12 protein-coding genes are annotated in these 15,640 nt (G+C 55.6%); 7 read left to right on the top strand and 5 right to left on the bottom strand.

From position 1 onward, the window contains the following. The first annotated feature begins 98 nt into the window (after positions 1-98). Positions 99-1,259, top strand: coding sequence for a hypothetical protein (locus AC5DDB_RS16230; RefSeq protein WP_491740789.1), 1,161 nt, complete (start codon positions 99-101; stop codon positions 1,257-1,259). An 81-nt stretch (positions 1,260-1,340) separates the two neighbouring features. Here AC5DDB_RS16230 and AC5DDB_RS16225 read toward each other — a convergent pair whose 3' ends face one another. Beyond that, positions 1,341-4,295, bottom strand: a complete 2,955-nt coding sequence (locus tag AC5DDB_RS16225) for a DUF1553 domain-containing protein (RefSeq protein ID WP_491740788.1) — start codon at positions 4,293-4,295, stop codon at positions 1,341-1,343. Positions 4,296-4,533: 238 nt separating this feature from the next. Between AC5DDB_RS16225 and AC5DDB_RS16220 the strand changes: the two genes are divergently transcribed. After that, the gene (locus AC5DDB_RS16220; RefSeq protein ID WP_491740956.1) at positions 4,534-5,163 is read left to right on the top strand and encodes a D-sedoheptulose-7-phosphate isomerase; all 630 of its coding nucleotides are present in this window, start codon (positions 4,534-4,536) and stop codon (positions 5,161-5,163) included. Positions 5,164-5,331: 168 nt separating this feature from the next. After that, positions 5,332-7,245 (top strand): preprotein translocase subunit SecA, encoded by a 1,914-nt coding sequence (locus AC5DDB_RS16215; RefSeq protein WP_491740787.1) that lies wholly within the window; start codon positions 5,332-5,334, stop codon positions 7,243-7,245. A gap of 292 nt (positions 7,246-7,537) precedes the next feature. On the opposite strand, the gene AC5DDB_RS16210 is transcribed toward AC5DDB_RS16215, so the two are convergent. From AC5DDB_RS16210 to AC5DDB_RS16195, 4 genes are all read right to left on the bottom strand, one after another. Beyond that, entirely contained in the window at positions 7,538-8,614 is a 1,077-nt protein-coding gene (locus AC5DDB_RS16210) for a 3-keto-disaccharide hydrolase (protein WP_491740786.1), read from the bottom strand. Between the two features lie 92 nt (positions 8,615-8,706). After that, on the bottom strand, positions 8,707-9,789 hold the full coding sequence (locus tag AC5DDB_RS16205) for a hypothetical protein (protein ID WP_491740785.1): 1,083 nt from the start codon (positions 9,787-9,789) through the stop codon (positions 8,707-8,709). A gap of 174 nt (positions 9,790-9,963) precedes the next feature. Further along, the gene (locus AC5DDB_RS16200) at positions 9,964-10,359 is read right to left on the bottom strand and encodes an NUDIX domain-containing protein (RefSeq protein WP_491740784.1); all 396 of its coding nucleotides are present in this window, start codon (positions 10,357-10,359) and stop codon (positions 9,964-9,966) included. 19 nt (positions 10,360-10,378) lie between these two features. Further along, positions 10,379-11,071, bottom strand: coding sequence for a hypothetical protein (locus tag AC5DDB_RS16195; protein ID WP_491740783.1), 693 nt, complete (start codon positions 11,069-11,071; stop codon positions 10,379-10,381). A gap of 380 nt (positions 11,072-11,451) precedes the next feature. Here AC5DDB_RS16195 and AC5DDB_RS16190 point away from each other — a divergent pair, with 380 nt between their 5' ends. From AC5DDB_RS16190 to AC5DDB_RS16175, 4 genes are all read left to right on the top strand, one after another. After that, positions 11,452-12,105 carry a riboflavin synthase gene (locus AC5DDB_RS16190; protein WP_491740782.1) on the top strand — a complete coding sequence of 218 codons (654 nt, stop codon included), beginning with the start codon at positions 11,452-11,454 and terminating at the stop codon, positions 12,103-12,105. Beyond that, on the top strand, positions 12,102-13,007 hold the full coding sequence (gene rsmA / locus AC5DDB_RS16185; protein ID WP_491740781.1) for a 16S rRNA (adenine(1518)-N(6)/adenine(1519)-N(6))-dimethyltransferase RsmA: 906 nt from the start codon (positions 12,102-12,104) through the stop codon (positions 13,005-13,007). Before AC5DDB_RS16190 ends, rsmA begins: the two co-directional genes overlap by 4 nt. Before the next feature lie 119 nt (positions 13,008-13,126). Continuing rightward, positions 13,127-14,386 (top strand): TIGR02996 domain-containing protein, encoded by a 1,260-nt coding sequence (locus AC5DDB_RS16180; RefSeq protein WP_491740780.1) that lies wholly within the window; start codon positions 13,127-13,129, stop codon positions 14,384-14,386. Positions 14,387-14,395: 9 nt separating this feature from the next. Continuing rightward, positions 14,396-15,637: a TIGR02996 domain-containing protein gene (locus AC5DDB_RS16175; RefSeq protein WP_491740779.1), complete on the top strand. Its 1,242-nt coding sequence runs from the start codon at positions 14,396-14,398 to the stop codon at positions 15,635-15,637. The last annotated feature ends 3 nt before the right edge of the window (positions 15,638-15,640 follow it).

Here is a 15,640-nt window from a genome sequence, read left to right as displayed (position 1 = left end):
TCGCACACTGAAGGGAAGGGTTTCGGCAGCCGGATTCGTTATCATGGGATTTGCGTCAGTTTTGCCCTGCGTTTCTTTGACTTTGATCGACCCCCGAAATGCCCCGCCTGTTCTTCGGCAACTTTGCGTTCGAACACGAACTGACTAACCAGCCGATCTCCAAAGCGGCTCGGCGAACCGTTAACGAGATGTGTTTGATGTGGATCGCCATCGCGAACACGGACGATGCGATTGCGTCGTGGGAGCTGGATCCGGCGGAGTTCCAAGAACTCTGGCACGCGGGTCTGCCACAACCGCGATTCGTGGAAGTCGAACCACAATGGGCGAAAAAGACCGCAGGAAATTGGGAATTCTGTCCGTGGGGCTGGTCGAGCGAAGCGCTAGAGTCGGGGGGGATGCTCGGTTTCGATCTTGACGCATCGCTAACGATGGGCGCGATGCTTGCGAACAGTCGGTTGTTTTCGCATCACTGGGAGTCGCAGTTGGGATGTGGATTACCAGGACAGCGAACGGCGCAGAACTCATTCTCGGAAATCGTGCAGGGCGTTCGCGAGTTGGGGGCACATGGCCGATGGGTGATCAAGTCGAGTTTCAGCACCGCAGCCCGCGGTCGGCAAATTGGTTCTGGACCGGAGTTTTCTGAATCACTATTCCGTTGGTGTGAAAATCAGTTGGAACATCCCTTCGCCTCTTTGGTGATCGAACCGTGGGTGAAACGCGTAGCGGAATCGGGGATTCAGTTCGACATCCCGCAACTTGGCACGGGCGAACCGCAGTGTGTGGGCATTACGCCGTTGTTGACGACACCCGATGGACGTTATCTCGGCAGCCGATTCGGTGCGGTGGATGTGTCCGATTTCGAACCAGCATTGGAACAAACCCAAGCTGCTGCCAAAGCGGCTCAAGAGGTGGGTTACTACGGTCCGCTCGGTATCGATGTGATGCAGTACCGGGATGACGAAGGCAAACTCAAATTGCGACCGCTGCAAGACATCAACGCCCGCTGGACCATGGGCCGCTTGGCACTCGGCTTCGAACGGCTACTGCAATCCGGCGAAGTCGGCACCTGGCTACATGTGCGTTGGACAACCGATGTCGACGAGTGGATGAACGCAATGCGTCGACAACTTCCCAACGGCGTACGGCTTCTACGTACATCCCCTCGCCAATTCGCGGGCAAACCCGTCCGCCACGGCAGTGTGGTGATCATCGCCCCAGATATGGAATTGCTAACTACTGCGGAAGTTTTGATCTCGTAGGTCAGGCTGTGTCTGACATTATGCGGATTGGTTCCCGATTCTTCGTCAGGCACAGCCTGACCTACGACGACTACGACGACTTCAATCGAGGAACACGAACTCACTGAGATTGAACAGATACCGACAGAGATTCTCTAAGCTGTACTCGCTTGTGTAACTTGTGAGTTCTTCACGTTCCCAGTCGGTCGGGTCGCGTTGGGTGATGAGTTGCATGGCTTGTGCGACTTGGTCGGCGAGTTCGGGCGACTCAGCCCGTAAGCGGTTCGCAAATTGTTCGGCCATTACGAGGTTGAAGCGGTTATTGAGGAGCGAAAGGGCTTGGAGCGAGGTGAGGGTTTCGGACCGTTTCGGTGTGCTCTGCGAGGAGTCGGCACAGTCAAGGGTGGTCATCCACGGGTCGGGTTGAGAGCGAACGACGAACCGGTAAATGCTACGGCGATGCGAAGCCGAGTCGGTCGGGTCGAACTTGTGATACTCGTAATGCGGCGAATGGGCGGTCTTTTCGAGATCGAACAGATAGAACCCCGGCCCACCCATCTGCGGATTCATCGCCCCGCTGACGGTGAGAATGGAATCGCGAATTTCCTCCGCTTCCAATCGCCGCCGATTCATTCGCCACAAAAATTGATTGCTGCCGTCGATCGTTGCATTGGTTTCGTCATGTCGAGACGACTGCCGATAGACGCTGCTGGTCACTATCAAACGATGCAATTGTTTGAGTGACTGTTCGCCGTCCCGAAACTCGATGGCGAGCCAATCGAGTAACTCTGGATGCGTCGGTTTCGTTCCCATGCGACCGAAGTCATTCGGGGTTGCGACGAGTCCTTGCCCGAAGTGGTATTGCCAAACCCGGTTGACGATCGAACGCCATACCAACGGGTGATTGCGATCCGTCAACCACCGTGCCAACGCCGCTCGACGGTCGGCTTCGCTAAGTTCGGAATCGAGCTGCCAATCGTGGGCGGAGTCGAGTGGTAAGACGGCGGGAACTGCAGTCGTCCCGGGACTGTTGACGTCACCGCGCTTCAACACATGAACCGCCCGCGGTTGTCCCTTCGTGGCGTGGAACTGACCCTGCGAGGGGAAGTCGATCGCTGCCGCATAGACTTTGCGACCGATTGGCAACGATTTCTGTTCTTTCGCAACGTCGGCAATGGCTTGTGCGATTTCTGTCTGTCGGTTTGCCCGCTCGGGAGTCATGATCTCGGCGAGGATCGTGTCTCGTTCGCGAATCGCCTGGGCCAGTTCTTGGCGGCGTGCGGGGTCGCTGTCGGTGGCGTATTTGCCATCAGTGAGGTTTTGCCGACGCCAACGGACGGGGGCTTCGATCGAGTCCAACGACGTCACCTTCGCATTCAGGGCTGCATTGGTGCCGTCGTCCGTGAGGACTTGCAGTTCCGCGAGTGCGAGGATGAACACCTCAGATCGCTTCGCTAGCTTGGTCGCCGTCACCCGAATCTTGCGGACGGTTCGATTGATATTTTCGATGACAATCGGTGACACGCCGGGGTTGGGAACATCGTTCGAGGTGCGATCGTCAATTGTTTGCCAATCGTCGCCCGTCGCAATCTCCACACGAAACCGCAACGGAAAACCGAACCCCGCACCAATGCCGCCAAAATCGTCATGACACGGCCGCAAGACGATTTGTGAAATGACGACGTCTTTTCCCAAATCAACTTCGACCCATTTCTCCGTATCGGGTTTGTCAGCGAGGGCACTGTGATAGCCGAACTCGGGTTCTTTGATGATCTTCGTCGCGGACTGTAATTCCGAAATCGTCGACTTCAATTCCATCAGTCGTGGACCGCCCGACTTGGTGATTTCTGCATCTAGATTCGTCTTCTGTCTTTGAAGCTCTGCGAGCTTCGAGGCGAGTTCCTGGCGGCGTTGTTCGATGCTGGGGTCGAGATCGTACACCCGCTCGGCACGATCGACGGCTGCGAACACGGCTTGCAGGCCGTAGTAATGTTCCTGCGTGATCGGGTCGAATTTGTGATTGTGACAACGGGCACACTGAACCGTCACGCTGCAAAACGTGTTGAGCGTGTTCGACACCATGTCGTCGCGATCGAGATTACGAGCGACTTTGCCATCGAGTTTGCTCTCGGGTACTTCCACATGCCCGATGAAGTCCCACGGACCGGCGGCCAGAAAACCCAATCCGAGAATGCCATCAGGTTCGCCAGGGAAGAGCACGTCGCCAGCGATTTGCTCCTCCACGAACCGCGAATACGGTTTGTCATCATTCAACGACCGCACGACATAATCCCGATACGGCCAGGCATTCGGACGGAGTTTGTCCTTGTCGTAGCCATGCGTGTCGGCATACTTCACCACATCCAACCAATGCCGGGCCCACCGCTCGCCGTATTGCGGAGAGGCCAACAACCGATCCACCAACCGCTCGTACGCCATGGGGTCGGTATCGTTCACGAACGCAGTCACCTCATCCGGCGTCGGCGGCAAACCGATGAGGTCGTAAGTCACCCGACGAATCAGCGTGCGACGATCCGCTTCCGTTGCATGAGACAAACCGCGTTGGTTCAGCGTTTGCAGAATGAACGCGTCGATCGGCGTGCGAATCCAAGCGTCATCGAGATGGGGAACCGGCGGGCGTTGAATTGGCCGGTAGGACCACCAATCGAAATCCGTCACCGCCGGTTCTTGCAGTTTGATGTCTTTCGGCCATTTGGCACCGTTAGCGATCCATGTGCGGATTGTCGCGATTTCCTTCGTCGAAAGCGCGTCGGCATCTTTCGGCATCGTCGCTTGGCCATCGGTAGGCGTAATGACATCCAGTAGGTAACTACTGTCCGGATCGCCCGGATTGATGTAGCCGCCGATCTGGGATGACTTTGCGGTCTGGAAAGAGATATCACCTTTAGAATCGTCATCGTTATGGCAACTGAGACAACGTCGTTCGAGAATCGGCGCGACTTGCTTTTGAAAGTCGATCTGCTCTTCCGCGATTGTCCCGGACGTTCCCAACGTGAACAATCCCACAGACAGCCAGAGCAATCGGACGGAACGCATGGGCGGTTTCGCTTTCTCGATATCACGTTTCAATCAATACGCGTTGATCCATGCTATCTCAAGTGGCCGGTTTTTTCAGGCGTTTCCGCAGTCGCATTCGACAAAAACCTGTCTGGCGTCGTTTTTGATTCTCTGCTAGATTTCGGGCACGGGAGGGTGTGTCCGGCGAGATACTCCTTTCGTTTCCGATGAACGGATCGACAATGGATTGTCTTCCACACCAGAGAAAGGACCAGCCATGCTCGGGGCATATCTCAATCCGGCTGAATATTTGCGGCGTTGTGCGAAAGAGTTCGAAAAGCTGGATCTCCAACAAACCAGCGACTTGGCGGATTCCATCTATCGTGCCTGGGAAGATGGCCGATTCGTGTTCATTTGCGGCAACGGCGGTAGCGGCTCGAATGCGTCGCACCTCTGTGAAGACCTCGGCAAAAGCACGTTGGACCGCAAAGACTTCACCAACGACGACGCCAAACGGCTGAAAGTGCTCAGCCTGACCGACAACACACCTTACATTCTTGCCTGGGGCAATGATGAAGGGTTCGATCGCGTGTTCGTCGAGCAACTCAAGAACTTGGCTTCGCCAGGGGATGTGTTGATCGCCATTAGTGGTAGCGGCAACAGCCCGAACATCGTCAATGCTGTCGAATGGGCCAACAAGCACAACCTGGAAACCTGGGGCATTACCGGTTATCAAGGGGGCACGTTGCAGGAAATCGGCCAACACAATCTGCATGTGCCGTTGGACGACATGGGCATGGTCGAGTCGATTCACTTGCTGGTGTTTCACTGGATTCTCAATGACGTTTACGCCCGCATCAATTCTGTCGGTCGCTACGCCGGGAAGACGCAATCCGAAGCCGCCTGAAGAGATTTTTATCGCTCTTCCTCGGAGTGATCGCGTCGTACCATCGAATAGCCGGAAGGCATGCCCACAGATTGGTGTGGGCATGAACAATCCGCATTTGAATGTCCGATCATGCCCACAGAAACGTGGGCATGCCACATTACGATGCCGGCAAGTAGGGACGTGACGATGCGGTTGTGGAAGCGGTCGGGAGTGCGTTCGCCGTCTCGACGGATGCGTACCGTCGCCCAGACCGTGTTGAGGTCAGCCGCAGAGTTGGAATCGCTCACCGACGCCGACTTGAAAGACCGTAGCCTTGCGTTGCGGTATGAAGCCCAGTGCGGCGAACCGCTGAAGAATCTCGTCACCCGAGCCGCGGGACTCGTGCGTGAGGCGGCCCGCCGACGATTGGGCATGGCACATTTCGAAGTGCAACTGCTCGGCGGATTGGCAATGGTCGACGGGGCCATTGTCGAGATGGAAACCGGCGAAGGCAAAACGCTCACATCGACCTTGCCGTTGTATCTGCACGCACTTACCGGCGAAGGCGTGCACTTGGCAACCGCCAATGATTACCTCGCCTCCCGCGATGCCGACATCATGCGACCCGTGTTCGAGTCGCTCGGACTGACCGTCGGCGTGATCACCGCACAAATGCCGCCGGGGAAACGACGGACGGGTTACGCCTGCGACATCACTTACGGCACCGCCAACGAGTTCGGTTTCGATTTCCTCAAAGATCGGCTGCAAACACTCGACCCGCTGGCCAAGAAAAGTCGCTTGCTCGACGGCGGTGAATCGCACGCGAATGTCGAATTGCAAGAACCACTCCAACGCCGATTGCACACGCTGATTCTTGACGAAGCCGACAGCATCTTGATCGACGATGCCCGCACGCCGTTGATTCTGAGTGCATTGCCAACCGCAAATCGAGCGGCCAAAGTGGCGGCGTTTCGCTGGGCAGCGGAGTTCGCACCCGAACTCACCGAACGTGAAGATTTCGAACGTGAGCCCAAAACGAAAGCGGTTCGCCTGACTGCCGATGGGCGTCATCGAGTGCGGTCCGTCATCAAACCTTCGGGGCTTGAGAGCGTCAATCAAATCGAGTTGTACGAACACATTGAACGGGCCGTCCGCGTGCTGTTGGATTACCACCGTGATCGGCAATATGTTGTGCGAGATGACGAAGTCGTGATCGTCGATGAATCAACCGGGCGGTTCGCAGAAGGACGACGCTGGCGGGACGGGATTCATCAAGCGGTCGAAGCGAAGGAACAACTGAACCTGTCCTTCCCCACGCGACACGCCGCCCAAATTACGATTCAAGACTTGATGCTGCAGTACCAGCACATCAGCGGCACGACCGGCACGGCGAGCGCATCGGCCGGGGAATTCCGGGCGGTTTACAATTTGCCGGTGGTGCGAATTCCCACAAACCGCCCTTGCCAACGCCAAGTCCTACCGGACGTGGTGTGTCGCGACGAAGAAACGAAATGGTCTGCTGTGGTGTCTGAAGTTTCCCAGTTGCACGAGCAAGGCCGACCGGTACTGATCGGCACACGGTCGATTAGCAAATCCGAGGAATTAGCCAAACGACTGCGGGCCACCGGTATCGAACCGGAAGTGTTACACGCGAAGCAACTTGATCGGGAAGCGGAGATCGTTGCGGAAGCGGGTGTTCGCGGAAAGGTCACTGTGGCAACGAACATGGCGGGGCGAGGGACAGATATTCGTCTTGGGCCTGGTGTGGCGGAACTCGGAGGACTCCACGTCATTGGCACCGAACTGCACGATTCCGCCCGCATTGATCGGCAACTCGCTGGGCGATGTGCGAGGCAGGGTGACCCCGGAAGTTTCCGGCAATTCATGGCGATCACGGATGAAATTCTCACGGAAGCGTATCGTGCGGACGCGGCTCAGATCATCGCGGAATTGCAATCTTCGCAGGACCTCACACGTGCCGGTCAGGTCCTACGTGGCAGCCAACGGATCGTGCAGTCACGCCATGCCAATGACCGCAAACGTTTGTTACACGCCATCCGCGAACGCGGCAAACTTTACGAACGAATGGGCTTCGATCCGTTCTTGGATACGCCGGATTAAGCGGAAGCGTTCGTAGGGTGCGTCACGATGCACCGCGTAACCATGTGGAATCACTGTGCGTCACGTAGGATTTCGCATTTGTAGAGCGGAAAGTGTGGCATGTCCACGGCTTTGCGTGGACATGATTCGGCGTTAATACCTCACTGGCCCATGCCCACCCCAAGCGGTGGGCATGCCACCCAACTTCGTTCGCCTTCAGCTGTTCGGAAAGAAATCACGGTGCGTCACGACGCACCCTACGGCTTAAACGAGCACGGCTCATAGAGCCGTGGCACACGTTGGGCCATTCACATCAGGATTTCTTTGGTAGAATCCAGATGTTGCGGAATTGGAGGGGATTGCCGTGACCTTGGAGTTTGATGGGGCCTGGCGTGCCCATCGGGGCGGGACGTGAACCGCCGGTTTTACGATCGAGTTCGATATTATCGTGAATCGTGACGCCGTTGTGTTTGACGGTCAGCCGAGCGGGTTCAGTGACGTCGCCGTCGTCGTTGGTGCGAGCGTTCGTAAATTCCACGTCGTACGTTTGCCAGACCAATGGCGGGAGGCACATGTTGACGTCGGGTTCTTTGATGGTGTAAACGCCGCCGCACTCGTTGTTCTTGCCTTCCAAGCCAAAGCTATCGAGGATTTGCACTTCGTAGTGATCGACCTGATAGAACCCACTGTTGCCCCGACCTTGCCCGCGACCTTTCGGTTTGTATGGGAGCAGGAATTCGAGGTGCATTGTGTAGTCGTTGAACTCGTCCTTGGTCAGGATATCGCGACCGTCGGTGTTGAGAAGATCGGTTTCGGGATCGTAACGTCCGCCGTTCCATTGATCCAAGTTTTCCGGGATGCCGTTAAACAGAAGGACCGCACCTTTGGGCGGTTGCATGCCCATCGATTTGCTTTGACGGATCGTTTTTTCGAGCGTGTGAGTTTCACCGTCGGCAGCGGTGACAGTGAGTTTCTTGCCACTCAGCTCAAGCGATTCGAACTGATCTTGCCCTTCCGGCGGAAACTGAGCCGACGCGGAAAACTGCTTCGGATTCTGAGCGAGATAGCTGCGTTTGCCTTCCGCTTTGGTGAAGACCGCATTGCCGTCTTTGAGTTCACCGGCGAACAACGCACGCGTTTTGCCGTCCCAACCGGCGCCCGGCAGACCACCTGCGTACACAACCGCTTGTAGATACCCGTCACCCAAGGCAATCACTTGGACGCCGACCGATTTCCCACGGTACTCCCCTTGAATTGGGAAGTCGGCAGGCAGATCTGCTCCTTCGGGGTCTGTCCAAACGCCGTCCGCAGCGGGCAACATTGCACACAACATGCACAAAAACAGGCCGCCCCAAACAGACGGCCAAATCGATCGGCGTAACTTCAGCATGGTTTTCTCTCCGAGTGCGGGAATTCGTCAGGAATTCCTCGACGATACCGCAGTCTTCGGATCGAGTCCAACCACTTGCCGGAATTCGGAACTTACAGATTTGTTTCGCGGAGCAGTTCCATATAGACCGGACGGATCATATTGAAGTTTTTCGTCCAGTCGTCATGTCCAACCCGCACGAGCATCGTCGGTTGCAGCCAGTTGCCGCTGATCGGCATCGGACTGACGAACGGTGTGGCGCGGTGCTGAGTGTTCTTGATTCGTTCCCGCAACGGATCCGCTTCTTCCGGCGGTAAATCGCTGACGGCCAAGGTTCCCACGAACTGCAAACGCCCCCGTGGAGCGGCCCCCAAGAGCAACATCACCACTTGGTTCTTTTGATTCGCCCGATACCCGACCACAACGCAATCGGTCTCGAACACGGGTGGTTTGGGTTCTTTCTTGGCATCTTCTTCCTCGCCGACGAAGTCTTCCATGGCTTCTTCAAGCGAACCGGCCTGTGCAGCTTTCTCGGCTTGTTCCTCACGCGCCTTCTGCACGACGGCCTGCACGAGGTTCTTCTGTGCGGACTTTTCGAAGCCCCAATCCTCGAACATCCCGCCCCAACGGATTCCGCCCACGATAATCAGGGCACCGAAAATCGCTGTCACTCCCCAGCCGAACAGACACAATCGATTGCCGGTCGCGGGCAAGTTCGACACCGTCGGTTTCCAGACCTCGCTCGGTTTGAGGAGAAAGTCCATCGGCGAAAGTTTGTCGTTCTTCTGAATCGCATGCATGAACGAGGCGGTATGCGCAAGAATTGCAGCGGCGAATCCCGCGAACAACTGCGTGAGCGTCCATAGAAGACGCATGGAACCTTCGTCGGCAGCAGTGAGGGCTCGCCCCGCAATACTAACGCCGAGCATCGCAATCATGCCGACGACCAACAGAATGCCCCAAATGGGCACCAACTTCCAAATCGGACCGGGATCGGGTTCTTCCCACGGGCGATCTTCCGCTTCCTCGTTCTCAGCGTCGGGTTCTTTAATGACCGGAGCCGCCGCTTTCGGAAGACTGGCAAACGCGGGATAATAACCACATTCGGGACACCATGAGGCGGCTCCCCATTCGGTTGTCTCATTGCACTGCGGGCAAGTCTTGAGTTGCGTTTGCTCGGAAGTAGATGCGGACATGGCGTCGAATTGAAATGGGACAGCACGAGATCTGAGAACTTTCCAACAGTTCCCAACCGACCAAATATAGGTTCCGTCAATCGCTGTGCGTGGGAGCGGTGGCCGGAATCGGGAAAGAGATCAACACGCGTCCGGATTCGTGCGATTCTGCCGATTATCCGCGTTTCCCCCGCATCAGTCGGCTGTCAGCTGCAAGATCACGGCCGCGTTGGCTTCCGGGAAATCGAGTTCCGCCAACTCTGCCCGCGAGACCCAGCGAAACGGTTGGGCTAGTTTGGGATCGGCGTGCATCGACTGTCGATCGATTCGACAACGCCAGAAATGAATTTCGAGTTGCGTGGTCCGCACGACTGCCAATTCCGCCACCGGTTCAACGACCAAACCGGTTTCCTCGCGACATTCACGGATGACACACGCGACGGGCGATTCTTCGGGTTCGCATTTTCCGCCAGGGAACTCGGCTTTGCCGGGTTGTGGACCGTGCAAACTCCGCACCCCTACCACGAACCGCCCCGCGTGTTCCACGACAGCAATGCCAATGCGAAGTCGTGGGCCGGTTGATTGCGTCATGGAAATTGGAACTTCGAACCTACGGGTTCTTGAGAGGCTGCCAATCGATCTCACACCAGGGCATTTCCTTCCGAAGTGCGATGATTGCGTTCAGAGTTGTCGGTGTGCGACGGAGGATCAGTTTCTTCAGGTTCGTGAATTTCGCGAACTTCGGCAACCCTTCGTCATTGATCCGTGTGCGGGTGGCGTCGAAGTGTTCCAGCGACAGTGGTAAATCGTCGATCGCCGGGTTCGAAAACTGCGTATGCATCACGCCCAGCCAAGTAAGCCCGTCTTGTGAAAGCACCGAAATCCCCGTCCGAGGCAAACGCATCCCCCGTAGGTATAGCGACTGAACCCGCATATCGGCGAGAACTTCCTGTAAGTCACTTAGTTCGAACTGATCGGAATAAATCGACAGTGTCGGAATCCCTCGCAACTTCTTGAGGAAGAACTTCGTGACGGCAATTTGTTCATCCGTATCGGCATGAATCGTCACACGATCAATCCGCAAATACTGCAACCGCAGCGGCGTGAACTCGATCCAAGGTGGTAGAGGCGATTCGTACCTGCCCTGGACGAAAATGCCATCGTCATCCTTTTGCACCCACCTGTGATGAGACATGTCCACAGAGCATTGTTGTTCCCGGAGCGATTTTGCAATCAGTCCGTGTCGCAGCCCCTCGACCATGGGCGGAGCAAACGCCGTCAGCGTGAGAAAAAACTGGATCATCCATCAACCTCCGTGATCAGCGAGACGCTTCCAAGAACTTAACATCCGTCGACTCACGCTGATTCTGCGCCGCATGCCATGGATGCGTCAACCGTTTGGGCAATCACCTACCTCTTAACAGCTTCTTGTTCTGAGTGAGAAGTGGCACGTCCGAGAGTGAAGCGATGGGCATGGCGAACGCGGAATCCACGTCCTTCCCGTTGGTCATTGCGTGCCACCCGAGATACCCAAAGGATTCGCAACGTCAATCTCGGCACACATCTCGGCAGTTGACCGCGATTTCGAGTTTCCACACTGGGAAGATTTCCGCTTCGGCACTCGATACAATCGACGGTCAAACGATTTTTTCGGGTGGTTAGTGTTCCTTTGAGGTGGGGTTGATGTTCACGGGATTGGTCGAAGGTTGTGGCCGGGTGCAGCGGATTCAGAACGAATCGGCGGGGATTCGGCTGGGAATTGAGATGGCGGGTACGCCGTTGGGTGACGCCTGCACGAATCCCGATCATCCCGACGGCACAGATCTCGGCGCCAGCATCGCACTTAACGGCTGTTGCCTGACTGTCGTGGCGAGAGAGGGCACCGTACTTGAATTCCAAGCCGGTTCGGAAACGCTCTCGAAAACGAACTTGGGCAAGCTCGCACTGGGCGGTCCTGTGAATGTAGAGCGATCGTTGGCAGTCGGCGGACGACTTGGCGGTCATTTCGTGCAAGGGCATGTCGACGGGCAAGGCACGGTGACGGCCATCAAAACCGAACCCGGCAGCGACGGCCAAGAGTGGGTCTTCATGACCTTTCAAATCCCCGCCGAACTCGCTCGGCTGATGGTTTCCAAAGGTTCGGTTGCCGTCGATGGCGTGAGCCTGACCGTTGTTGACCCGACAGCCGATTCCTTCCGTGTTGCCCTCATTCCCCACACGCTCGATGCAACCACATTGGGCACGCGAGCCGTGGGTGACAGCGTGAACATTGAAGCCGACATGCTCGGCAAATACGTGGCGAAACTGCTGGCAACACCAACGGCGGAGAACCGATGAAACCGGTCGAGCGACAAACGCGAACCCGCCTGATGGCTCTGTTCCGCAAACACGGTTTCGGCCCCAATGCGCGGTTGGGTCAGAACTTTTTGATCGATATCAACATCATCGAGTTTGTCGTCCGGCAAGCGAAAATCCATCCCGATGATGTCGTGCTGGAAGTCGGCGTCGGTACCGGCGGGATGACATCGTTCCTGGCCAGCGAAGCGGCTCATGTCGTCGCGGTGGAGATCGATCCGAATATGTACACGCTGGCGAGTGATGTGCTCACCGATGCCGATAACGTGACGCTGCTCAATATCGATGCCCTGCGAAACAAGAATCATTTCGCGGATGAAGTGGTCGCGGAAGTTGAAAAGCAACTCGCGGTCAATGAGGCTCGCCGATTGAAACTCGTTGCGAATCTGCCGTACAGCGTGGGCACACCGGTGATGTCGAATCTGCTTGCCACGGGTTGGTCTTGGGAATGCATGGTGACGACGATTCAACTCGAATTGGCCGAACGCATGATCGCCGCACCGCGATCGTCGGATTACAGCGCGTTGTCGGTGTGGTTTCAATCGCAATGTCAGGTCGAAATCCTTCGCAAACTCCCGCCCAGCGTGTTTTGGCCGCAGCCGAAAGTGAACTCCGCCATCGTGCGAGTCATTCCCGATCGCGATGCGATGAGCCGCATTTCCGATCGCGAATTCTTCCAAGATTTTCTCCGCCGAATCTTCACACTCCGGCGAAAACTCTTAGCCGGGGTGCTCGCGGGGATGTACCGTAAGATCGTCAGCAAAGACGAAGTTCGCGAACTGTTGCAAGACATGAACCTCGCCACCAACGTGCGTGCGGAACAACTCGAACCCGCCCAACTGGTCGAACTCTCCAACCGCTTGCATACGGTGACTCAACAATAACATGCTCTGTGGAAGGGCAGGCATTCTTGTCTGTCCTGAACTCAACGTTAACGGTGTTTTGTCCGGCAGACAGGAATGTCTGCCCCACTTGCCCTAATGTTGTTAAACAGAAGCCACTGATGTCGACGAATGAGCAATTCCTTCAAGCGATTGTTGACGATCCCGAGAACGATTTGCCTCGGTTGATCTACGCCGATTGGCTGGACGAGCAGGGCGATCCGCGGGGCGAATTCATTCGCGTGCAATGCGAGTTGGCGAGGCTCGACGAGTTCGATCCCGATCGTCTACCGCTCATCGAACGGCAAGATCGACTACTTAAGAAACACAAGGCCACGTGGACGAAAGACCGGAAGATTGCGGGCGTTCTCGTCTACGAATTTCACAGGGGCTTTATCGAAACCGTCACGCTGAATGCGAAAAACAATCTGCAGAATGCGGATGCTTTACTGGATGCGATCCCGACAATTCGGCGTGTAAAAGTCAATTCCATTAAACCTGTGATTGATGATTTTATTCGGTCGGAATGGCTACAGCGAATTGACTCATTGGATCTTTCCCGCAATCAACTTGGCGGGCGTTCGACGCAGAAGTTTCTTGAGTCGCCAAACCTAGGAAATCTTCGGGAACTTGAACTGAGCCACAATAACATTCCGGCGAGCGGCTTCATGGCGTTAGTCGAATCGGACAAATTGCCGCGACTAAAATCACTTGTTTGCCGTGAAGCGGAATTGACCAACCTGCAAAGCCTAGCGGAAATTGCTCGCGGACCGCTGTGGTTGCAATTGGAGTCCATCGAACTTTGTCAGCAATTTTGGAATGATGACGCAATCCAAACGCTGGCCGAGAATTGGCCCGTATGCGGATGGAAGCGATTGAATCTTGGATACAATCGCTTCGGCGAACGCGGTTTATTGTCTTTGCTGGAGAACGGTCACCTCACGTCTTTGGAATGGCTACATGTGGGAGCGTGTGACCAAATCAGTGATCCCCCGATAATCCGTTTAGCCGAGTCCGCGGAGTTGTCTGGTCTCGAAACATTGAATCTAAACGGTTGCAACATCCACGAAGCCGGACTCCAAGCGGTATTGAATTCGCAAACTCTAAGCCAACTCCGTACACTCTTCATCTCATCAAACTTGATGCCAGAGATCGTATTGCCCATCGTTGCTAGCAGCACCGGCCTGCCGAAGCTGCAACAGTTGTATCTCAATACTGAAGAAGACATTCAATGGGACGATTTAGATAGTCTCCGCGAGCCGAACCGCCTTCAGCAACTTCAATCCCTGGTCATTCCATGGTACGCACGCGAAGACCACGTGATTGACGAGATTCGGTGTTTATTACCAAACGTGAAAATCACTCTTCACAATCTCTTTTGATCGACAACAATGAGCACGCACGATCAATTCCTGCAAGCGATTTTGGACGATCCCGAGAACGATTTGCCTCGGTTGATCTACGCCGACTGGTTGGACGAGCAGGGTGATCCGCGGGGTGAGTTTATCCGTGTGCAATGCGAGTTGGCGAGGCTTGACCGTTACGATCCGTCTTACAGACCGCTTGAAGAACGACAGAACGCACTGTTCAAAAAGAACAAGGCGAAGTGGACGAAAGACCTGAAGGTCGCGGCAATTCGCAGTTATGAGTTTCGTCGCGGTTTCGTCGAGCAGGTCACGCTCAACGCGAAGAATCATCTGCAGAACGCCGAGGCGTTGTTGGATCGCGTGCCGACCATTCGCGGCATGAAAATCAACGCGATGAAAACGGTGCTCAATGAGCTATTGGAATCGAAGTGGTTGGAACGGCTCGAAGCACTTAACTTCACCTCCTGTCAAATGGGTACCCGGCGGCTCAAACGGTTCTTGCGATCAAAACACCTCACGAACATCCGCGAATTGAACCTGACCAGCAACGGCCTCGGAACTGCCGGCTTCGAATCCATGATGGACGCCGACACGCTGCCGAACCTGAAAACGCTGATGTTGAACAACATGAATCTTCCGTCGATCCAAGGACTGGAGAAAGTTGCCCAGGGACGATTGTGGAGCCAACTGACGGACGTGGAGCTTTCCGGCAATGAATTCAATGACGATCGGCTAGTTGAACTCGCTGAGAATTGGCCGACGTGTGACTGGAAGCGGTTGGATATCAGTTACAATCTCGTTTCCACAAGCGGTCTGACAGCGTTGTTGGAAAGCGGCCACACGAATTCGCTGGAGACATTGAACCTACGCGGCTCTCGTCACCTGACCGACGAAGCCATGATTTCGCTCGCAAACAGCGATTCCTTAGAGAATCTCTCCAGTTTAGACCTTTGGGGTTGTTCCATTGGTATTGCGGGTCTGGCGGCGATTATGAATTCCAAGACGCTTGTGAATCTTCGTCGGCTATCTATCACCTGCGATGACTCTTCCAGTAACGTGTTTCGCACGGTCGCCGAGTCGACGGGTTTGCCGGCGCTTGAGGAACTCAACCTGGATACGCTGCAGTTGAACATCCTCGGCTTGGCACCACTTCGACAACCGGGGAAGTTCCACACGCTAAAAACGCTGGTGCTCTTAACATATCTGGGCGAACCGAAAGTCGTCGAAGAGTTGCGGCGGTTGCTCCCGGATGTCAACATCGTGTAAGGC

It is taken from the genome of Thalassoroseus sp. (genome assembly GCF_984380535.1).
Note: the sequence above shows the minus strand (reverse complement) of the source record. Positions and strands in the feature narration are given on the sequence as shown.